This window comes from Micromonospora sp. WMMD998 (assembly GCF_029581235.1).
Lineage (GTDB): Bacteria > Actinomycetota > Actinomycetes > Mycobacteriales > Micromonosporaceae > Micromonospora.
This window is the reverse complement of the sequence record NZ_CP120740.1, coordinates 787,486-807,349: the sequence shown is the minus strand read 5'-3', so window position 1 is coordinate 807,349 and position 19,864 is coordinate 787,486. Positions and strand designations below refer to the sequence as shown.

The following is a 19,864-nucleotide window of genomic DNA, read 5'->3' as shown; positions in this document are numbered from 1 at the left end:
CTCAGTCGACCACGGTGCCGGCGGCCACTGTCGCCCGCAACTCGCTCACGTCGATCGAGCCGGTCGGCACGTCCCGCTCGATCGGCAGGTACATCCGCTGCACGGCGGCCACGATGGCGTCGACGACCCGGTCCCGGAACCGCGGGTCGACAAGCCGGCTCCGGTCGTCCGGTGAGGTCAGGTAGCCCACCTCGACGCGGACCGCCGGCATCCGGGTGAGCCGGAGCAGGTCCCACGCCTTGGCGTGGGTGCGGCAGTCACGTAGCCCGGTGCGGGCCACGATCTCCCGTTGCACCAGCCCGGCCAGGCGTTCCCCGGTGGCCGAGGTGACGCCGTTGTCGGTGCCGTAGTGGTAGGTGGCGACCCCGTCGGCTGCCGGGTTGGCGTGCCCGTCGGTGTGCAGGGAGATGAACACGTCGGCGCCGAGCGAGTTGGCGAGCTGGGCCCGGTCGGCGTCCGGCAGGCAGGTCCGGGGCGCGGGACCCCGGGTCAGCTGCACCCGTACGCCGGCCGCCGCGAGCCGGCCCTCCAACCGGCTGGCCAGGTCGTGCACGAGGTCGGCCTCGCTCCAGCGCAGCGTCCCGTCGGGCACCACCACGCCGGGGTCGGTGCCGCCGTGGCCCGGGTCGATCACCACGGTCCGGCCGACGAGCGTCGGCCCGGCCTGGCGGATGGCGTCGGACTCGCGCAGCCACTGCGGCCGGCCGCCGACCACCTTGCGGCCGAGGCGGCGCAGCGCGTTGACGGTGTGCGGGCCGCACGCGCCGTCCGGCTTGAGGCCCATCTCGCGCTGGAACTGGGCCACCGCGCGGGAGGTGCGCAGGCCGTAGATGGCGTCGGCGCGGCCCACGTCGTACCCCATCTCCAACAGGCGTTCCTGGAGCGACCGGATGTCCTCGCCGGTGAGCGGCTCGGGCACGGCGTGGTAGAGGGCGCGGGCGCCGAACCGCCAGCGGGCCGCGTCGAGCGCCCGCCAGGTCTCCGCACCGACGCGCCCGTCGACGCTGAGGCCGCGGGACTGCTGGAACGCGCGGACCGCGCGTTCCGTCTCGGCGTCGTAGGCGTCGGCGCGGCCGTCCGCGGGCAGGAGTTCCAGGCCGGCGAGGACGGTGCGGACCTCGGCCACCGCGGGGCCTCGGTCACCGGGTCGGATCGGACGCACGACGACCCCCCTCTGGACGGGCGCCGGCGGAGGCGGCACTCCGGCGGACGCCTACGGAGCGTACCGTGACCGGTTACCCGCCGGGTTCGTCTTCGCGCAGGTCAGGAACGCCGAAGCCCTCGTGACCCGGTGGGGTGACGAGGGCTTCGACGGTGTGTCGGGCGCGGCTCAGAGCGCCGACTCGATGAGCTTGACCAGCTCACCCTTGGGCTTGGCACCGGCGATCGACTGCACCGGCTCGCCGTCCTTGAAGATGGTGAGCGTCGGCACGGACATCACCCGGTAGGCGCGTGCGGTCTCGGGGTTCTCGTCGATGTTGAGCTTGACGATGGTGACCTGGTCACTCATCTCGCCCGCGATCTCCTCCAGCAGCGGCGAGACCTTGCGGCACGGACCGCACCATTCCGCCCAGAAGTCGACCAGAACCGGCTTGTCGGACTTCAGCACGTCGGCCGCGAAGCTCGCGTCCGTGACCGCCTTGGTTGCTCCCACTATGAACCCTCCTCCGAACCGGATTTTTCAGCCTTGCAGGGTGGCGATGAAACGCTCGGCGTCGAGCGCGGCGGCACAGCCGGTGCCGGCCGCCGTGATGGCCTGCCGGTAGGTGTGGTCGACCACGTCACCGGCGGCGAAGACCCCGGGCAGGCTGGTGCGCGTGCTCGGCGCCTGCACCTGCACGTACCCCTCGTCGTCGAGCGCCACCTGACCGCGGAACAGCTCGCTGCGCGGGTCGTGGCCGATCGCCACGAAGACGCCCGTGACGTCGAGCACCTTGGTCTCGCCGGTGTGCACGTCGCGCACCCGTACGCCACTGACCTTGCCGTCCTCGCCGAGGATCTCCTCGACCGTGGTGTTCCACTCGACCTTGATCTTCTCGTTGCCCAGCGCCCGCTCGGCCATGATCTTGCTGGCCCGGAACGAGTCGCGGCGGTGGATGATCGTCACCGACTCGGCGAAGCGGGTGAGGAAGCTCGCCTCCTCCATCGCCGAGTCGCCGCCGCCGACCACCACGATGTGCTGGTTGCGGAAGAAGAAACCGTCACAGGTGGCACAGGACGACACGCCGTGGCCGAGGTATTCCTGCTCGCCCGGCACGCCCAGCGGTCGCCAGGCCGAACCGGTGGAGAGGATGACCGCCCGGGCCCGGTAGGCGGTCTCGCCCACCCAGACGGTGCTCACCGCGTCGGAACCGATCTCGCCGGTGTCCTTCAGCTCGACCCGGGTCACGTCATCGGTGAGGAACTCGGCACCGAACCGCTCGGCCTGCTTGCGCATGTTGTCCATCAGCTCGGGGCCGAGGATGCCGTCCGCGAAGCCGGGGAAGTTTTCCACCTCGGTGGTGGTCATCAGCGCGCCACCGGACTGCACGCCCTCGATCACCAGCGGCTTGAGGTTGGCGCGCGCGGCGTAGACCGCCGCGGTGTAGCCGGCCGGGCCGGAGCCGATGATGATCAGGTTGCGGACCTCGTCCACTGCCGTCTCCCGAAGTGTGTGTTCGCCGGCGACTCAGCGATGCCGACAACTGACCTGCAGAACGTCATCGTACGAAGCGGGGATTCCCGAGCCGGTCATCCGGTGGGTCACGTCACGTGCCGGGACAAGCCGGTGACCGCGGTTTCACCCTACCCGCGTGCGGAAGCGGGTGTCCGCGCCGGACCCGGGTACGCCGCATTCCGGGCCGCTCACCCACCCCCAGCGGGTGCCACCGGCGTCGGAGAACGTGACCACGAGCGCCGGGCGGCCCTGAAACCGGGCGTAGTCGACCAGGTCGACGGTGAGCGGAGCGCCGCCCTGCTCGACGCCGATCGCGGTCAGGCAGGCGGCCAGCGCCTCGGGCCGGTCGAGCCGGTCCAGCCCGCCGACCTCACCGACGCGGTATTTCTGGGTGGTCCGGGGCCCGTCCGCGCCGCCGGCCGCCGACGCATCCGACGGGCCGGCGACCTCCGGCCGGTTCGCCTTCGGCGGGTTGCCACCGGCGAGGCGTTCCGGGGTCCACTCGGCGCCACTGCGTAGGGCCGGTCCGGTGGTCCGGTACGGCGCGGCTGCCATCGGCGCCGCTCCGCCGGCCGCCCGGTCGGCGGGGCCGCTGTCGCTGCCCGAGTCGGCCAGCCGGCCGACACCGAGGCCCACGGCGGCGACCGAGGCCGCGGCCAGCGCCACCGGCCCGGCGAGCCGGGCCCAACGCCGGGAGCGTCGCCCCGGCCCGGTGTGCCCGTCGGGTCGGGGCGACGGGCCGGGCGGGCGGCCGGTCCGGCCGGGTTGCGCCGGCACGATGACCCGCGTCCCGGCGCGGTCCACCGGGGCGGGAACGTGGTCGGCGGCCGGGCCGGCACCGGCGAGCGCGGCCGTGATCCGGTCGGCGACCGTCGCCGGCAGTTCCGGCGCGGGCGCCCCGGCGAGGCCGGCCAGGTCGGCGTGCACCAGGTCGAGTGCGCGGGTCAGGTCCGCGTACGCGGCTGCCCAGGCCCGGTCCCGCTCGACCAGTCGGGCCACCGTCGCCTGCTCGGGGGTGCCCTCCAGCGCCCCGCCGAGATAGTCGGCGAGCAGGTCGTGGTCGACCTCGCTGAACTCCCGGGAACTCACGGCTCCTCCTGGCTGGCGTCCGGCCGGGCACGTCCCGACGAGGATCCGACGCCCTGTGGCGGCCGGTGGTTCCCCGGGGTGACGCGGGGCACGTCCGTGGCGTCGTCGGAACCGGTGCGCAGATGCCCCAGGAGCACGGCGAGCCGGGCCCGACCGCGGGCGCACCGGCTCTTCACCGTCCCCTCGGCGACACCGAGGATCCGGGCCACCTCGGCCACCGGATAGCCCTGCACGTCGACCAGGACCAGCGCGGCCCGCTGCTCCGCCGGCAGGGCCGTGAGCGCCTGCCGGACCACGAGCGCGGTGTCGTGGTCCTGGGCCGGCGCGGCCGGTTCCACCCCGCCTGTGTGCCGTTCCCCGTCGCCGTGCACCCCGTCCGGCAGCGGGACGGTGGCGTGGGTCTGCCGTCGCCGCATCCGGTCCAGGCACGCGTTCACCACGATCCGGTGCAGCCAGGTGGTGACCGCCGAGTCGCCCCGGAACCGGGCCGCGGCGCGGTGCGCCGACAGCATCGCGTCCTGGAGCGCGTCGGCGGCCTCCTCGCGGTCACCGATCGTCCGCAGGGCCACCGCCCAGAGCCGGTCGCGGTGCCTGCGGAACAGCTCGCTGAAGGCATCCCGGTCGCCGGCGACGTGGGCCCGGAGCAGTTCCAGGTCGGAACCGGCCGGCGGGCCGTCGTGGGTCGCCGGCGTGCGGCTCACGAGCCCTGGACCGTGATCTCCTGGACCCCGATCTTCCAGCCGCTGCCGTCGTCCTTCTTCGGCAGCTCGGTGATCCAGAGGAGGAGGTACTGGTATTTCTGGGCCGGGTCGAAGCCGTTGAAGATCATGGTGGTGCCGGAGTCCTCGAACGGCTGCCCGATCACGGTGGAGTAGGCCGCGACGAGGTCGTCGTCACCATCGGACGTGGACGGGAAGTCCTTGGCGCCGGCGCGCAACTCGGCCGAGGCGCCGGAGGTCGACAGGGTGGCCTGGAGCGACTTGACCGTGCGGGGCGCGCCCAGGTCGATCCAGATCCCCATGCCCTTCTTGAAGTTACCGAACTTGGCCGTCTTGTAGGTGTCGGTCTCCCAACCCTTGTCCGAGTCGCCGTCGATCACCTTCTCGACGCCGTTCAGCTCGTCCCGCTTGCTGCTGTCCGGGTCGATGATCCGGACGTCCTGGATGGCGAGCTTGCGGGCGGCCGGCGTCGCGGGCTCGGTGTTGCCGCCACCGGCGGCGGGAGCGCTGCTGGACGGCTGGCCCACCGGCTCCTTGTCGTCGTCGCCACCACCACCGAGCACACTGATGCCGACCAGCAGCCCGACCAGGGCCACCGCCAGCAGGCCGGCGATGCCCAACGCGACCTTGCGGCCACCGGCCGCGGCCAGCGGCGACGGCTCGTCGCCGGGCTCGGCGGTGAACCGCAGCGGACCGGCCTGCTCCAGGAACTGCTCGTCGGCCGGGATGTCCAGCCGGCTCAGCTCCGCCGACAGCACGTCCGACGAGGGCGGGGCGATCTCCGGGTCGAGCAGGTCCATGGTGAGGTCGTCGAGATAGGCCGGCACGCCGGCACGCACCTGCCGGGGCGCGGCGATGCCACCGCCGGCGTCCCGGACCGCGTCGGGGAGAGCGGCCCGGCCGTGCCCGGCGGTGGCGCCGTGCAGCGGCGCCTCGCCGTGCGGCCAGTGGCCGGTCAGGGCGAAGTAGAGCACCCCGCCCACGGCGCGCAGGTCGTTCTCCTGGCTGTCCGCCCCGTCGGTGCGCGCGTCGGCGACCACCACCCGGCCGTCGTCGCTGATCATGACGGTGCCGGGGTGGAGGTTGCCGTGCACCATGCCGGTGGCGTGCACGGCGGCGAGAGCGCTGGCGACGGCGTTGCCGATCGCGGTCGCGCGGGCCGGGTCCAGCGGACCGTCGGCGGCCACCATCTCGCGCAGGGACTGGCCGTCCACCCACTCGCGGACCACGTACGCCCGGTCGTCCTCGTCGATCGCGTCGTAGACGCCGACCAGGTTGGGGTGGATGACCCGGCTCGCCGCGACGGCGGCCTGGAGCATCTCGGTGGCGGAGTCACCACCCGGGTAGCGGAGGACCACCGCGACGGGACGGCGCAGCACCACGTCGACCCCGCGCCAGACCAGCCGGCCGGCACTGTCGTTGTTGATGTGCTCGACCAGCTCGTAGCGCTCGGCGAGCAGCTCACCGACGGTGGGAGCACCGAGGGTCACGACCGCGGGAGAGGTCTCCTCCGCTTCCTGACCCTCGCCGACCTGGGTCACCCGTCCTCCCTCGGTGATCGTGTCGATCGATGGACCCGTGCTGCTGGGCATGTGTTTCCCGCTCTGGCTTCGGTGGAACCGGCACGGTCGGCGACGCCGGACGTACCCGTCGAGAGCGACCTTACCCGGGATGCCCGGTTCTCCGACATGTCATCTTCCCGCTGCGGCCGGCGACAAGCCAGTCACGCGGACACGCACCGCCAATCTAGAGGTTGACGGCAAGTGATCGGCGCAGGGGCGTACCGGTGTGGCGTGCGCGTGGTTTCCCCCTCCTGGCCGGGGCACCCTCGTCCGTACGGTTGGTTATCCACAGGCCGAGAGGCCCACTGGACGGCGGAATCCCGAGTTATCCACAGCCGTATCCCCAACCTGGTGATCCTCGTTCACCGTCGGTCACCGGTGGATTCAGCGCCCGAGTCGCCGCCGCACCATCCCTACCACCTCGGTGATCTCACCGATCCGCAGCAGCATGGCCAGCCCGAGGTAGACGCCGCCGATCACCGCGCCGCCGATCACGAGCTGGGCCGCGGCGGCGAACCAGCTCAACCGCTCCGGGTCGCCCGGGAGCACCGCGACCACGAGCAGGCCTGCCAGCGCGGCGCCGAGTGCGGCCACCACCACCCGACCGAGGGTGCCCATGATCCGGCCCAGCCCGATGCGGCCCACCCGGGGCCGCAGCAGCATGGCCGAGATGATCGCCGCGGCCAGGTACGACACCGCGTTGCCGAGCATCATCCCGGAGGCCGCGAACGTGTTCGAGAAGATCAGGAAGAGGCCCACCTGGAGCAGTACGCGCAGGATCACCACCGGGATGTTGATCAGCGCGGGGGTGCGGGTGTCCGGCAGCGCGTAGAAGGCGAACGTGAAGAGCTGGCTCACCGCGAACGGCACCAGCGCGAGCGCCGCGACCAGCAGCACCGTCGAGGTGGCCACCGCGTTCGCGCCGGTGAAGGCGCCGTAGCGGAACACCACGACGGAGATCGGGGCGGCCAGCACGGCGTAGCAGACCGCGATCGGGGCCAGCACCGCGGTGACCATCCGGGTGCCCCGGGACAGGTCGGCGGTGAGGTCACCGAACCGGCCCTCGGCGGCAGCCGCGCTCATCCGGGGCATCAGCGCGGTGATGATCGACACCGCGATGATGCCGTTCGCCATCATCAGCAGCAGGAAGACGTTGTTGTAGATCAACAGGCCGGCGTTGTCGCCGCCGGCGGCCCGGGTGAGCAGGTTGACCACCACGAAGAGACCGAGCTGGTTGACCCCGACGTAGCAGAACATCCAGCCGCCGAGCCGGGCCAGCTCACGCAGGCCGAGCGTGCGGAAGTCGAACCGCCACCGCCACCGGAAACCGACCTTGCGCAGCGCGGGCAGCAGGCCGGCGGTCTGGACCGCGACGCCGAGCAGCATGCCGCCGCCGATCAACAGGATCCGGCTCCAGCCCATCTCGTCGGGCTGGATCAGCTTCGCGCCGAAGACCGCGATGTAGAGCGCGCAGACGCCGATGACCACCAGGTTGTTCAGGATCGGCGCCCACATCGGGGCGGCGAAGTGCCCACGGGTGTTCAGCACCGCGGCGATCAGCGCGCTCACGCCGGTGAAGAACAGCATCGGCAGCATCAGGTACGACAGGCCGGTGACCAGGCCGCGGTAGTTCTCGTCCTTGCCGCCGGCGTAGATGGCGGTCAGGGCGGGGGCCGCGACCAGGGCGATCAGCACGGTGGCGGCCAGCGCCAGCACGGCAAGCGTGAGCAGCCGCTGGGAGTATGCCTCGCCCCGGTCCGGGTCGGTCTTGCGCCGCCGGACCAGCACCGGGATCAGCACGCTTGTGAGCACCCCGCCGAGCAGGAACTCGTAGACCTGGTTCGGCAGGAACTGGGCGGTGGTGAACGCGTCACCGACGAGCGCGCCGCCCAGCGCGGCGCCGATCATCAGGTTGCGGATAAAGCCCGTACCCCGGCTGACCAGGCTGCCGATCGCCATCACCGCGCTGTTCGCGGCGGCGCTGGTCTCGGCGACCACCTCCTGGGGTGGCGCGACCGCCTCGACGCCCGGCTGGTTCAGCGGCTCCGCCGAGATGAAGGTGGCGCCGTCGTCCGGCGGCAGGCCGCCGTCGTGCGCGTTCGCGCTGCGGTAGAGCCCGCCGCCGCTCATCTGCCAGCCTCCAAGGGGTACGTCGAGCCCGGCCCCGCCGACCCCGCACAACCGGAACCTTAGTCAACCTCGGCCCGTTACCCGCGCCCGGCGCGGTCGATCCACCCTGCGCCCGATAGGCTGGCGATCCCATGTCCGAAGCCTCCGCCGCCGCTTCCGCCGCCGCTCGCCCCGAGCTGACCGCCGCGCAGCGCAACGCCGTCGCCGAACTGCTCCGCGTCTCCCCGGTCGCCGACGAGCTGGGCCGGCGTTTTGCCCGAGCCGGTCACGAACTGCACCTGGTGGGCGGTTCGGTCCGGGACGCGCTGCTCGGCCGGCTCGGCAACGACCTCGACTTCTGCACCGACGCCCACCCGGACGAGACGGTGAAGGTGATCCGGGGCTGGGCCGAGTCGATCTGGGAGACCGGCCGCGAGTTCGGCACCATCGCCTGCCAGCGCGACGGCCTCAACCTGGAGATCACCACCTTCCGGGCGGAGGTCTACGACCAGGTGAGCCGCAACCCGGTGGTGCGGTACGGCACCAGCCTGACCGAGGACCTGAAACGCCGCGACTTCACCGTCAACGCGATGGCGGTGAGCCTCCCGGAGCACCGGTTCACCGACCCGTACGGCGGCCTGGCCGACCTCGCCGCGAAGATCATCCGCACTCCGGGCACGCCTGAGGAGTCGTTCCGCGACGACCCGCTGCGGATGCTGCGCGCGGCCCGGTTCGCCGCCCAGCTCCGTTTCGCCGTCCACCCCGACGTCCGCGCCGCGATGGCCCGGATGGCCGGCGACCTCGACCGGATCACCGCCGAGCGGATCCGGGACGAGTTCACCAAGCTGCTGTGCGGGGCCGATCCGGTGACCGGGCTGCGCCTGCTCGTCGACACCGGCCTGGCCGAGCGTTTCCTGCCGGAGCTGACCGGTCTCAAGCTGACCATCGACGAGCACGCCCAGCACAAGGACGTCTACGAGCACACGCTGACCGTGGTCACCAACGCCATGTCGATGGAGGAGGAGGGCTGCGACTTCGTGCTGCGGATGGCCGCGCTGATGCACGACGTCGGCAAGCCCGGCACCAAGGCGGTCGGCTCGGACGGCCGGGTCAGCTTCCACCACCACGAGGTGGTCGGCGCCCGGCTCACCAAGGCCCGGATGAAGGCGCTGCGCTATCCCAAGGACGTCACCTCCCAGGTGGTCAAGCTGGTCGGGCTGCACCTGCGCTTCTACGGGTACGGCCGGGGCGAGTGGACCGACTCGGCGGTGCGGCGCTACGTCACCGACGCCGGTGACCTGTTGTCCCGGCTGCACAAGCTGACCCGATCCGACTGCACCACCCGCAACCGTCGCAAGGCGGCCCAGCTCGCCGCCGACTACGACGCGCTGGAGGAGCGGATCGCCCGGATCGCCGCCGAGGAGGACCTGGCCCGGGTCCGCCCCGACCTGGACGGCAACGCGATCATGGAGTTGCTCGGCGTACCGCCGGGGCCGGTGGTCGGCCGCGCCTGGCAGCACCTCAAGGAGTTGCGCCTGGAGCGCGGGCCGCTGGACCGCGACGAGGCCGAGGCGGAACTGCTGCGTTGGGCGCGCGCCGAGGGCATCCTCGACCGCACGTGACGACGATACGCCGGCGTGTCGACCAAAAGGGTGACGCGCGTCGGTCGATGTCTCCCGCATGATGAAGGTCATCATCAGCCCACCGGATCGACCGGTGCGGCTGTCCTGATCGCATCCGCCCGTCCACATCGGACGGTCGCTGGACACGGGGAGACTATTCAGTGTCACGTCACGGCGTGCTGCGCCGCTCCGCGCTGGTGGGGCTCGCCCTCACCTCCGCCACCTCCATCATCTGCGCCGCCACCGGCGGCGCCGCCTCGGCCGACCCGGTCGGTCCGAAGCGGGCCCCGGTCCGGGGCGCCGACACGGCCGAGGCGGTGCCCGGCCGTTACATCGTCGTCCTCAAGGACGGCAAGGCCAGCCCGGCCAGGGTGAAGTCCGCCGCGTCGGCCCTGGCCGGTGAGCACGGCGGCACCGTCCGCCGGGTCTTCGGCAAGGCGCTGCACGGCTACTCCGCCAGCATGACCAGCCGGCAGGCCGAGCGCCTGGCCGCGGACCCGGACGTCGAGTTCGTCCAGCAGGTCCAGCGCTGGCAGGCCAACGGCACCCAGGACGACGCGCCCTGGGGCCTGGACCGGATCGACCAGATCGGCGCGAAGGCCGACGGCACGTACACCTACCCGGCGACCGGCGCCGGGGTGACCGCCTACGTCATCGACACCGGCATCGACATCGACCACGAGGACTTCGGCGGGCGGGCCAGCTACGGCTACGACGCGGTCGACGACGACGACGTCGCGCAGGACTGCGACGGGCACGGCACGCACGTGGCCGGCACGCTCGGCGGCACGAAGTACGGCGTCGCCAAGGACGTCAGGCTCGTCGCGGTCCGGGTGCTCAACTGCGAGGGCAGCGGCACCACCGAGCAGGTGGTCGCCGGCATCGAGTGGGTCACCGAGCACGCCACCGGCCCGTCCGTGGCCAACATGAGCCTCGGGTTCAACGGCGTGGACGAGGCGGTCGACGTCGCCCTGACCCGGTCCATCGCCTTCGGCACCACCTACGCGGTCGCGGCCGGCAACAGCATGCAGGACGCCTGCGGGGTCTCGCCGGGGCGGGTGGCGCCCGCCATCACGGTCGGCGCGACCGACCAGATCGACTTCCGGGCGTGGTTCTCCAACTACGGCAGTTGCGTGGACACGTTCGCGCCGGGCACCGCCATCACGTCGGCGAAGGCCGGCACCACGAACGGATCGGTCTCGTTCAGCGGCACGTCGATGGCATCCCCGCACGTCGCGGGCGCCGCCGCGCTGGCGCTTGAGGCACACCCGACCTGGACCCCGCAGCAGGTGCGCAACTCGCTCGTCACCACGGGCGTCAGCGGCGCGGTGCACGACACCGAAGGCTCGCTCGACCGGCTCCTGCACGTCGGCGCCCCCGCCACGGTCCGGTCCGCGTACGGGCTCAAGGCCCGGATCAACGGCCTGCACGTCACCGCGGACAGCGCCGGCAACAAGGCGCTCGTCGCGCGCGGCACCTCGGTCGGCGCCTGGGAGAAGTACGACGTGGTCGACGCCGGCGACGGCCTGTACGGGCTGCGCGCCACCGTCAACAACAAGTTCGTGACCGCGGACAGCGCCGGCAACAAGCCGCTGATCGCCCGCGCCGACACCATCGGCGCCTGGGAGAAGTTCCAGATCGCCGACAACAACGACGGCAGCGTCAGCCTCAAGGCGGCGGTCAACAGCAAGTATGTGACCGCGCCGAGCGCCACCTCGCCGCTGATCGCCAGCAAGACCGCCATCGGCACCGCCGAGAAGTTCGATTTCGACGCGCCCGCCCCGGTCGTCGGCATCAAGGCGGTGGCCAACGGCAACTACGTGACGGCGGAGAGCGCCGGCAGCAAGCCGCTGATCGCCCGCAGCGCCACGGTCGGCGCCTGGGAGAAGTTCGAGGTGGTAAGCGTCGGTGACGGCTTCTTCAGCCTGAAGGCGCTCGTCAACAGCAAGTTCGTGACCGCGGACAGCGCCGGCAACAAGCCGCTGATCGCCCGCGGCACGGAGATCGGCAACTGGGAGGTCTACGACTTCCTCGACTACAACGCCGACGGCTCGGTCTACCTGCGGGCGAACGCCAACGGCAAGGCGGTCACCGGTGGCGGCGAGCTGATCGCCAGCCGCACCATCGACTGGGACAGCGAGACCCTGGGCCTGGGCACCGACGAGAAGTTCATCTTCGCCGCGCTCTGACCCGTACCACGTGCGGCGCCCGCCGGCCCCCTGAGGGGAAACCGGCGGGCGCCGTCGTACGTCACGGGTTGACCGTGCTGCCGTCCACCGTGGTCTTGCCGTTGGTGTGCGCGCTACCCAGCCGGGCGAGCAGCCCGGCCAGGTCGATGCCGGTCAGGTCGCTGCCAAGCTGGAGGCCCTGGGCGACGTTGCCGGCCACCGACTTGGTGAGCGACGAGGCGCCGTCGGTGGAGATGACGGTCATCTTGTCGATCGCGCCGATCGGGGCGCTGGCCGCGCCGACCACCTCGGGCAGCACCTTGACCAGCAGGTCCAGCACCGCGGCCTCGCCGTACGCGGCGAACGCCTCGGCCTTGCGGGCCATCGCGTCGGCCTCCGCCTGGCCCTTCGCCAGGATGGCCGCGGCCTCGGCCTGGCCCTCCCGCTCGACCGCCTCGGCGATCGCGGAACGCCGGCGCTGCTCCGCCTCACCTTCCTTGGCGCCCTCGATCGCGTTCGCCTCCGCCAGCGCGGCGCGGCGGGCCCGCTCACCCTCACCGGTGAGCCGGGACTGCTCGGCGACGGCCTGGGCGGCGGCGATGGTGGCCTGCCGCTCGGCGTCGGCACGCAGCACCGCCGCGTTGCGGTTGGCCTCGGCCTCCTGCTCCACCTTGTACCGCTGCGCGTCGGCGGGCTTGCGCACCTCGGTGTCGAGCTGACGCTGCTTCAGCTCGGCGTTGCGCTCGGCCACCTTCTGCTGCTCGGAGAGGATCGCCTGGTCCCGCTCGGCCTGGGCGAGTGGCCCGGCCGCCGCCGACTTCGCCTTCGCCGCGTCGATCTCGGCCTGGATGCCGGCCTGCTTGAGCGACAGGTTGCGGTTCGCCTCGGCGATCGCCTCCTCGGCGAGCAGGCGTTCCTGCTCGGCGGCCTGCCGGGCGCGGGCCTCGGCGATGGCCGCGTCCTTGAGCACCCGGGCGGCCTCGGGCCGGCCCAGGTCGGCCAGGTACGACCCTTCGGCCAGGATGTCCTGGAGCTGGAACGTGTCGAGCACCAGACCCTGGTTGGTCATCGAGTGCTCGGCCTCCTCGGCGACCGCGCTGGCGAACGCGGCCCGGTCCCGGATGACCTCCTCGACGGTGAGCCGGCCGACGATCGAGCGCAGCGCGCCGGCCAGCACCTCCCGGGTGAAGTTGTCGATCTCGTCCTGCTGGTGCAGGAAGCGCTGGGCGGCGGCCCGGATCGCGTCCTCGGTGCCGCCGACCTTGACGATCGCGACGCCGTGCAGGTCGGCGCGGATGCCCTGCTTGCTCACCGCGCCCCGGATGCCGACGTCGATGCGCCGGCTGGACAGGTCGAGGGACTGGAGTTTCTGCACCACCGGCAGCACGAACACCGAGGCGCCGAGCACGACCTTCTGCCCGGACATGTCGGTGGACCGGATGCCGTCGGCGGTCTGGGTGGTCCGGCCCTTACGGCCGGTGACGATGAACGCCTCGTTCGGCCCGGCCACCTTGATCCGGGAGAGCACGAAGAGGATGAGCAGGACGGCGAGGAGGACCGCGCCGCCGATGGCGACGAGCAGGGGCATGGGGGTTCCCGTCTGTGCTGAGGGTTTCAGTAGGTCTCGACGTGCACGCTGGTCTCGCTCAGGGCTTCGACCACGAAGATTCGGGCGCCGACCGCGAGCGGCCGGTCGGCACGGGCGTTGAGTTTGACCGGCTGGCCGGCGAGGCGGACCCGGACCTCGCCGTAGCCGCTGGCGGGGATCGGGGTCACCACCAGGCCGACCGCGCCGGCCAGATGGTCCCGGGTGGGGGTGGGGTCGGTGCGCATGGTGCGGGCCGCGCGGCTCAACCGGGCCGCCAGCCACGCGGTGGGCACCGCGGCGAGCGCGCCGCCGGCCGCCGCCGCCGCGATCATTCCGGGGGTACGCGCCCCGAGCATCTCGTTGACGATCGCGGCGCCGAACCCGAACGCTCCGGTGAACCCGGCGACCACCTCCAGCGACACCGGCCCGTCGACGTCCGGATGGCCGAGGTGTAGCACTCCCGAGCCGAGCAGAGCGAGCGTCAGCACGCCGACCCCGGCTCCGCCGATGATCAGGAAGATGAGCGTCCCTGTGGCCACGACCTGCACGGTAGCCGGGTTGTGCAACATCCACTGCGTCCAGCGGCCGTTCAGCTTCGGCTGAGTGTGCGCTCAGCGCGGCGCGATCGTCACCGCCAGGCCGACAAGTTGTCTCGGCAGCGGCTGGCGGACCAGTACCCGGCCGGTGGTGTCGGCGAGGACGAAGTCACCCGACCCGTACGGCAGGCGGTAGAGCAGCCGATCGCCGGTGACCCAGGCGACGTCGGCGCTCGGAAGCGGGTTCACCACCCGGCCGGTCGCTGTCTCCACCAGCAGCGGTTCCTGCTGGCCCTGCACGACGACGAGCGTCCCGTCCGGCGACCAGGCGTTCGGGCCGACCGGCCCGCCCGGCATGCTGATCAGGCGGGTGGGCCGCCCGTTGTCGGCCGAGAAGAGCTGCACGCCCCTGGCGAGGTCCCGGGGCCACGCCTCCGACTTCTGCCTGCTCAGCGTCAGCGCGACCGCCCGACCGTCCGGCATCCAGGTGAACTCGCACAGGTCGGCGCACGGCCAGCCGAGCTGACCCACCGGGTGGGCCGTCTTCCTGCCGTCCAGATCGAGCACGATGAAACCGAAGTGGTCGAGCTGTCTGGTGGTGAACAGCAGCCGTCGGCCGTCCGGCGACCAGCTCGGCGCCGTCAACGCGCGACCCACCTCGTACCACCGGGTCTTTCCGGTGGTCAGGTCGAACAGACCGATCTCCCGGGGGCGGTCGTCGTCCCGGACCGCGACGAGGGAGCCGGTCGGAGCCGGGTAGATGCCGTCGTAGCGGTCGGTGACGAAGTATCGCCCGCGCCTCCGGTCGAGCAGGAACCCGCTGCCGGAACCGCCGGTCACCTGCGCCCGGTTGACCACCCACTCGCCGGGCAGCACCAGCGGGCTGTCCGCCCAGTCCGCGCCCGGTTCGGTCCGGAGCACCGGCGACGGGGTGGCGGTGGCCGGCGGTGTGGTCGGCGGGGCGGGGGCGGGACGCAGCAGCACGAACGGCAGGGTCACCGCGACCACCGCGACAAGCGCGGCGGCGGCCGTGGTGACCCGCCGCCGGCGACGCAGCCGGCGACCCCGGCCGATCGCCCGCCACGCCAGGTCCGGCGCGGGCGTGGCATCGGCGGCCAGGTCGCGTACGGCCGTCCGGAGCGTCTCGTCCAGGGACGTGCTCATCGGGTCACCTCCGCCGGGGTGGTCAGCTCGTCGAGCGCCGGCACGAGTTGCCGGAGCCGGGCCAGCGCCTTGGCGCTCTGGCTGGCCACGGTGCCCGGACGGCAGCCGAGCAGCGCGGCGGTCTGCTCGACGCTGAGATCCTCCAGGTAGCGCAGCGTCAGCACCGCCCGCTGGCGCGGTGGCAACGCGCGCAGCGCGTCCCGCAGCAGCAGCCGCAGGTCGCTGTCGTCACCGGCGGCCGGCCGCTCCGGCAGGTCAGCCACCGGCACCTCCGCCCGCCGCGCCCGCCGCCGCCAGCCGGAGACCTGGTCGTGGTAGAGGATCCGTTTCACGTACGGCTCCGCGTCGCCGTGGATCCGGGACCACCGGGCGTACGCCTTGGCCAGCGCGTTCTGCAGCAGGTCCTCCGCCGCGTGCTGGTTGCCGGCCAGCGCGTACGCGACCCGCAGCAGGGCCGCTCCCCGCTCGTTGACGAACGCGGTGAACTCCCCGTCGACCTCGGCCACCGTTCACCTCCGTCTCTCAGACGCCCGGTGCGCGAGAAACGTTGCCCGCCGCGCGACAATGGGCGGCATGCGCTGGACCGTGCTCGACTCGCCGATCGGGGAGTTCTCCGTCGGCACCGACGCCGACGCGGTGCGCGGCGCGCACTTCGGCCGGACGGAGTCGGCCGCCGACGAGCCCGGCGACGACCTGGCCCGGCTGGCCGTGACCGAGCTGCGGGCCTACTTCGCCGGTGAGCTGACCGCGTTCACCGTGCCGGTGTCGGCGCCGCGTGGCTCCGAGTTCGAGCGGGCGGTGTGGCGGGAGATGACCCGCATCCCGTACGGGGAGACGACCACCTACGGCGAGGTGGCGCGGGCGCTCGGTGACCCGGGCGCGGCCCGCGCGGTGGGGGTGGCGTGCAATCGCAATCCGGTGCCGGTGATCGTGCCCTGCCACCGGATCGTCGGCGCGGGCGGCAAGCTGGTCGGCTTCGGCGGCGGGCTGCCGCGCAAGGTGACCCTGCTGGAGCTGGAGGCCGGAGTGGCGCTGCGACGCGCCTGGTCCTGACCGCTTACCCGCGCTCCTCCTGGGCGCGAGCGGGCGGGCCGTCGGGCAGTGGGGGGCCCGAGTGGTGTGCGGGCAGAGCTTGATCACCGACCGAAGGTGACCGCGGTGTGAGCAAGGCGGCGGATCAGGCCGGCGGGTCGGTGCGGAGGCCGATGAGGAAGGTGGTCCAGCCGGCTGCCGAGAAGATCAGTGTCGGGCCGCTGCGGTCCTTGCTGTCGCGTACGGCGAACCGGCCGCTGCCGTCGAGCACCGGACCGGCTTCGACGCAGTTGCCACCGCCGCTGCCGCTGCGGGTGCTGACGTGCCAGGCGACCGGCAGGCCCGTGCTGGTCAACCCGTCGATGCTCGCCATGTGTTCACTCCAGACGCGCCTCAAGATCGAACAGGACTCGCTGCCGAGCCGAACGGGAGACACATCGCGATGGACGGCATCCCGGGGAACGACTCCCCGACTGTCTACCACGCCGTACCCGCCACCAGCGGGCACCGGCGCGCGTGCGCGGTGCGTACCCCTTCGGTTGTGGACCGAGTGGTGCGCTGACCTTGCAGTTTTGGGTGCGTTTGTTGTCGCCCTGGCGACAACAAACGCACCCGAAGCCACGGCCAGGAGCCAGCGCATCCCGGCGTCGAGCCGGGCGGGCGCGCGGACCCCGCCGCGAATCCCCCTCGCGGCGGGCGGTGGACGCGCGTCCGCCCCTTCGGGCGAAGGGGTACGCGCATGGTGTTGCACGAGAACCGGCCGGAATCGTGACCGGGCGGAGACCGCCGGCGTTGGTGCGGGCCGCCTGGCTGGTGCTGGAACTTCACCGGAACCGCCGTTGCGGCGTGTGTCACATCGGAGGATTCTGTCCCGCCGTTCACGTGGCGCGTGCCCGGATCAGGGCATGGCGGCGGTTCGGCTCATGAGCGTCGAGGTCCGGGCCGGGGACGTGGTCTACGTGACCCGGGCGGCAAGCGTCCAATTCGTCAGCCGACCGATCATGGCGCGGGTCATCCGCGTACGCGACGACCTGACCACCTATGACGGCTGGTGCTGGCTCGACGTCTACCAGCTCGACGTGAAGGGCGACGCGGTCGACCGCCGGACGATCCTCGTACGCCCGGAGGGGCTCACCACGACCACCGAGGGCCGGGTCCGTCAGGACCCGGCCCTCGCGATGTGCTGGCGTCAGCGCGTCAGCGCTCGACCTCGCCCTTGATGAAGGACTCGACGGCGGCGTGCGCGTCGTGGTCGGCGTACTGCTCCGGCGGGCTCTTCATGAAGTAGGACGAGGCGGAGAGGATCGGGCCACCGATCTTCCGGTCCAGCGCGATCTTCGCGGCCCGGACGGCGTCGATGATGACGCCGGCCGAGTTCGGCGAGTCCCACACTTCGAGCTTCAGCTCCGCGTTGAGCGGGGTGTCACCGAAGGAGCGGCCCTCCAGACGGATGTACGCCCACTTGCGGTCGTCCAGCCACGGCACGTGGTCGGACGGGCCGATGTGCACGTCGCTCTTCTGCATCTCGTGCGGGATCTGGGACGTCACCGACTGGGTCTTCGAGATCTTCTTCGAGACCAGGCGGTTGCGCTCCAGCATGTTCATGAAGTCCATGTTGCCGCCGAAGTTGAGCTGGTACGTGCGCAGCAGCTCGACCCCGCGGTCCTCGAAGAGCTTCGCCAGCGCGCGGTGCACGATGGTGGCACCGACCTGGCTCTTGATGTCGTCGCCGACGATCGGCAGACCGGCGTCGGTGAACTTCTGCGCCCACTCCGGGTCGGAGGCGATGAACACCGGCAGGGCGTTCACGAACGCGCAACCGGCGTCGATCGCGGCCTGGGCGTAGAACTTGTCGGCCTGCTCGGAACCGACCGGCAGGTAGGAGACGACCACGTCGACCTGCGCGTCGCGCAGCGCCTGCGCCACGTCGACCGGCTCGGCGTCCGACTCCTCGACGATCTCGCGGTAGTACTGGCCCAGACCGTCGAAGGTCGGACCGCGCTGGACGCTGACGCCGGTGGGCGGCACGTCACAGAGCTTGATGGTGTTGTTCTCGCTGGCGACGATCGCCTCCGCGAGGTCCATGCCCACCTTCTTGGCGTCCACGTCGAACGCCGCGACAAACTCCACGTCCGATACGTGGTAGTCGCCGAAGGTGACGTGCATGAGACCCGGGACGCGGTCGGTCGGGTCGGCGTTCCGGTAGTACTCCACGCCCTGCACGAGGGACGAGGCGCAGTTACCCACACCGACGATGGCGACGCGGACGGAGCCCATAGCGTCTGCCTCCTTCTTCTTCATCACGGCCGCTCTGACCTGGACGTTCCAGGCGTGGGCGGGCTGTCGTTGTCTCCTCGGCCGCCGGCCGTCCGGGGTTCCGGGGTGGTCGGGGCCCGGCCGGAGCGCTCGTTGGCGATGAGCTCCTCCAGCCAGCGGACCTCGCGCTCGCAGGCGTCGAGCCCGTGGCGCTGCAGTTCCAGGGTGTACGCGTCGAGGCGCTCGGCTGCCCGGCCGATCACGTCACGAAGACCTTCGCGACGTTCCTCGATCTTGCGACGGCGACCTTCCAGGATCCGGAGCCGGGTGGCCTGGTCGGTCCGGGCGAAGAACGCGAAGTGCACGCCGAAGCCCGTGTCGTCGTACGTCTCGGGTCCAGCCTGCGCTATGAGCTGGGCGAAGCGTTCCTTGCCCTCCGCAGTGATGGTGTAGACCACCCGACCACGTCGGCTGGTCAACGCGGGAACCTCCTCGGCGGTCGCGGGTGTCTCGGCGGCTTCGGTGATCCATCCCGCCGCCTGCAACCGTCGCAGGGTCGGGTAGAGCGAGCCGTAGCTGATCGCCGCCCGGATGGCGCCGAGCTTGGCGGTCAACTCCTTGCGCAGCTCGTAGCCGTGCATCGGAGCCTCCTGCAGGAGGCCCAGGATGGCGAACTCAAGCACGGGCGCCGTCCCTTCTTTCCCCCTGCGCGGAGCGCTAACCGCCGCGATGTATCGGGCCGATACATCGAACCGTAGCGGAGACGGGTAGCCAGGGCAAACCCCCGGTTACGCGACGCGATCATCACCGATCGTGACCATGGTCGCCCCGGTTCGACGGAGCGCGTACCCTTCTCGGCATGCGTACGCAGCGCCAGGTGGTCGACTACTCGCTCCAGAAGCGAGCGGTGCTGCGTGAACTCCTCGCCGGGCGGATCGGCACGTACGACGTCTGTGACGCCTCGCCGTACCTGAAAAACGCCGCCCGCTTCCACGGCGAGCCGACCGACCGCCGCTGCCCCATCTGCCGCAGCGAGAACCTGATCCACGTCCACTACATTTACGGTGACGAACTCAAGCAGTCGGCGGGTCAGGCGCGTGCCCGGGCAGAGTTGCCCGTACTGGCCATGACGCTGCGTGAGTTCCAGGTGTTCGTGGTGGAGGTCTGCCCCGGCTGCGACTGGAACCACCTGGTCGAGCAGTTCCTGCTCGGGCGGGACGGTCTCGCGGGCGAGGCGCCGGACGCGATCGGATCGGCCGTCGTCGACGGCTCCACCCCCCGGCGAAGGCGAGAGGCGCAACGGTGAACGCGGCTGTCCCGATCGTCGCCGGCCCGAATCCCGGGCGGCGCGACCGACAGTCAT

19 protein-coding genes are annotated in these 19,864 nt (G+C 71.9%); 5 read left to right on the top strand and 14 right to left on the bottom strand.

All coding sequences use genetic code 11. From position 1 onward, the window contains the following. Window position 1 precedes the first annotated feature (1 nt). The 7 genes from O7619_RS03720 to murJ form a co-directional block, all read right to left on the bottom strand. Window positions 2-1,162: an N-acetylmuramoyl-L-alanine amidase gene (locus O7619_RS03720; RefSeq protein ID WP_282285683.1), complete on the bottom strand. Its 1,161-nt coding sequence runs from the start codon at window positions 1,160-1,162 to the stop codon at window positions 2-4. Window positions 1,163-1,330: 168 nt separating this feature from the next. Further along, window positions 1,331-1,654, bottom strand: coding sequence for a thioredoxin (gene trxA / locus O7619_RS03715; protein ID WP_282285682.1), 324 nt, complete (start codon window positions 1,652-1,654; stop codon window positions 1,331-1,333). Between the two features lie 27 nt (window positions 1,655-1,681). Continuing rightward, entirely contained in the window at window positions 1,682-2,635 is a 954-nt protein-coding gene (gene trxB, locus O7619_RS03710; protein ID WP_282285681.1) for a thioredoxin-disulfide reductase, read from the bottom strand. 144 nt (window positions 2,636-2,779) lie between these two features. After that, window positions 2,780-3,745, bottom strand: coding sequence for a hypothetical protein (locus O7619_RS03705; RefSeq protein ID WP_282285680.1), 966 nt, complete (start codon window positions 3,743-3,745; stop codon window positions 2,780-2,782). Further along, on the bottom strand, window positions 3,742-4,446 hold the full coding sequence (sigM, locus tag O7619_RS03700) for an RNA polymerase sigma factor SigM (protein ID WP_282285679.1): 705 nt from the start codon (window positions 4,444-4,446) through the stop codon (window positions 3,742-3,744). The genes O7619_RS03705 and sigM overlap by 4 nt, the downstream gene beginning before the upstream one ends. Next, a complete protein-coding gene (locus O7619_RS03695) occupies window positions 4,443-6,056 on the bottom strand; it encodes a protein kinase family protein (protein ID WP_282285678.1) in 1,614 nt (537 codons plus the stop codon). Before O7619_RS03695 ends, sigM begins: the two co-directional genes overlap by 4 nt. Before the next feature lie 354 nt (window positions 6,057-6,410). Continuing rightward, complete coding sequence (gene murJ / locus O7619_RS03690; RefSeq protein WP_282285676.1) at window positions 6,411-8,156, bottom strand: murein biosynthesis integral membrane protein MurJ; 1,746 nt, start codon at window positions 8,154-8,156, stop codon at window positions 6,411-6,413. A gap of 131 nt (window positions 8,157-8,287) precedes the next feature. Between murJ and O7619_RS03685 the strand changes: the two genes are divergently transcribed. Then, entirely contained in the window at window positions 8,288-9,757 is a 1,470-nt protein-coding gene (locus O7619_RS03685; protein ID WP_282285674.1) for a CCA tRNA nucleotidyltransferase, read from the top strand. A 161-nt stretch (window positions 9,758-9,918) separates the two neighbouring features. Continuing rightward, window positions 9,919-11,946: a S8 family serine peptidase gene (locus O7619_RS03680; RefSeq protein WP_282285673.1), complete on the top strand. Its 2,028-nt coding sequence runs from the start codon at window positions 9,919-9,921 to the stop codon at window positions 11,944-11,946. A 61-nt stretch (window positions 11,947-12,007) separates the two neighbouring features. Here O7619_RS03680 and O7619_RS03675 read toward each other — a convergent pair whose 3' ends face one another. The 4 genes from O7619_RS03675 to O7619_RS03660 are packed head-to-tail and all read right to left on the bottom strand — an operon-like array spanning window position 12,008 to window position 15,719. Further along, window positions 12,008-13,513, bottom strand: coding sequence for a flotillin family protein (locus O7619_RS03675; protein ID WP_282285672.1), 1,506 nt, complete (start codon window positions 13,511-13,513; stop codon window positions 12,008-12,010). Between the two features lie 26 nt (window positions 13,514-13,539). Further along, window positions 13,540-14,082: a hypothetical protein gene (locus O7619_RS03670; protein WP_282285671.1), complete on the bottom strand. Its 543-nt coding sequence runs from the start codon at window positions 14,080-14,082 to the stop codon at window positions 13,540-13,542. A gap of 42 nt (window positions 14,083-14,124) precedes the next feature. After that, window positions 14,125-15,213 carry a hypothetical protein gene (locus O7619_RS03665; protein WP_282285670.1) on the bottom strand — a complete coding sequence of 363 codons (1,089 nt, stop codon included), beginning with the start codon at window positions 15,211-15,213 and terminating at the stop codon, window positions 14,125-14,127. Continuing rightward, the gene (locus tag O7619_RS03660; RefSeq protein WP_282285669.1) at window positions 15,210-15,719 is read right to left on the bottom strand and encodes a SigE family RNA polymerase sigma factor; all 510 of its coding nucleotides are present in this window, start codon (window positions 15,717-15,719) and stop codon (window positions 15,210-15,212) included. The genes O7619_RS03665 and O7619_RS03660 overlap by 4 nt, the downstream gene beginning before the upstream one ends. Window positions 15,720-15,786: 67 nt before the next feature. Between O7619_RS03660 and O7619_RS03655 the strand changes: the two genes are divergently transcribed. Continuing rightward, the gene (locus tag O7619_RS03655) at window positions 15,787-16,266 is read left to right on the top strand and encodes a methylated-DNA--[protein]-cysteine S-methyltransferase (RefSeq protein ID WP_282285668.1); all 480 of its coding nucleotides are present in this window, start codon (window positions 15,787-15,789) and stop codon (window positions 16,264-16,266) included. A 124-nt stretch (window positions 16,267-16,390) separates the two neighbouring features. Here the strand turns inward: O7619_RS03655 and O7619_RS03650 are convergent, their stop codons facing one another. Next, window positions 16,391-16,618 (bottom strand): DUF397 domain-containing protein, encoded by a 228-nt coding sequence (locus O7619_RS03650; RefSeq protein ID WP_282285666.1) that lies wholly within the window; start codon window positions 16,616-16,618, stop codon window positions 16,391-16,393. A gap of 550 nt (window positions 16,619-17,168) precedes the next feature. Between O7619_RS03650 and O7619_RS03645 the strand changes: the two genes are divergently transcribed. Then, a complete protein-coding gene (locus O7619_RS03645; protein ID WP_282285665.1) occupies window positions 17,169-17,465 on the top strand; it encodes a hypothetical protein in 297 nt (98 codons plus the stop codon). Here the strand turns inward: O7619_RS03645 and O7619_RS03640 are convergent. Both O7619_RS03640 and O7619_RS03635 read right to left on the bottom strand, forming a co-directional pair. Continuing rightward, window positions 17,443-18,522: an inositol-3-phosphate synthase gene (locus O7619_RS03640; RefSeq protein ID WP_281585822.1), complete on the bottom strand. Its 1,080-nt coding sequence runs from the start codon at window positions 18,520-18,522 to the stop codon at window positions 17,443-17,445. The genes O7619_RS03645 and O7619_RS03640 overlap by 23 nt on opposite strands. Window positions 18,523-18,545: 23 nt before the next feature. After that, window positions 18,546-19,184: a PadR family transcriptional regulator gene (locus O7619_RS03635; protein ID WP_282285663.1), complete on the bottom strand. Its 639-nt coding sequence runs from the start codon at window positions 19,182-19,184 to the stop codon at window positions 18,546-18,548. Window positions 19,185-19,360: 176 nt separating this feature from the next. Here O7619_RS03635 and O7619_RS03630 point away from each other — a divergent pair, with 176 nt between their 5' ends. Continuing rightward, window positions 19,361-19,807 carry a DUF5318 domain-containing protein gene (locus O7619_RS03630; protein WP_282285662.1) on the top strand — a complete coding sequence of 149 codons (447 nt, stop codon included), beginning with the start codon at window positions 19,361-19,363 and terminating at the stop codon, window positions 19,805-19,807. Window positions 19,808-19,864: the final 57 nt, after the last annotated feature.

Excerpts from the sequence above, each read along its gene's own strand:
- murJ (WP_282285676.1), bottom strand. The coding sequence starts at position 8,156 with ATGAGCGGCGGCGGGCTCTACCGCAGCGCGAACGCGCACGACGGCGGC.
- O7619_RS03685 (WP_282285674.1), top strand. The coding sequence starts at position 8,288 with ATGTCCGAAGCCTCCGCCGCCGCTTCCGCCGCCGCTCGCCCCGAGCTG.
- O7619_RS03650 (WP_282285666.1), bottom strand. The coding sequence starts at position 16,618 with ATGGCGAGCATCGACGGGTTGACCAGCACGGGCCTGCCGGTCGCCTGG.
- O7619_RS03640 (WP_281585822.1), bottom strand. The coding sequence starts at position 18,522 with ATGGGCTCCGTCCGCGTCGCCATCGTCGGTGTGGGTAACTGCGCCTCG.
- O7619_RS03630 (WP_282285662.1), top strand. The coding sequence starts at position 19,361 with ATGCGTACGCAGCGCCAGGTGGTCGACTACTCGCTCCAGAAGCGAGCG.
- O7619_RS03665 (WP_282285670.1), bottom strand. The coding sequence starts at position 15,213 with ATGAGCACGTCCCTGGACGAGACGCTCCGGACGGCCGTACGCGACCTG.
- O7619_RS03675 (WP_282285672.1), bottom strand. The coding sequence starts at position 13,513 with ATGCCCCTGCTCGTCGCCATCGGCGGCGCGGTCCTCCTCGCCGTCCTG.
- O7619_RS03655 (WP_282285668.1), top strand. The coding sequence starts at position 15,787 with ATGCGCTGGACCGTGCTCGACTCGCCGATCGGGGAGTTCTCCGTCGGC.
- O7619_RS03670 (WP_282285671.1), bottom strand. The coding sequence starts at position 14,082 with ATGTTGCACAACCCGGCTACCGTGCAGGTCGTGGCCACAGGGACGCTC.
- O7619_RS03645 (WP_282285665.1), top strand. The coding sequence starts at position 17,169 with ATGAGCGTCGAGGTCCGGGCCGGGGACGTGGTCTACGTGACCCGGGCG.
- O7619_RS03695 (WP_282285678.1), bottom strand. The coding sequence starts at position 6,056 with ATGCCCAGCAGCACGGGTCCATCGATCGACACGATCACCGAGGGAGGA.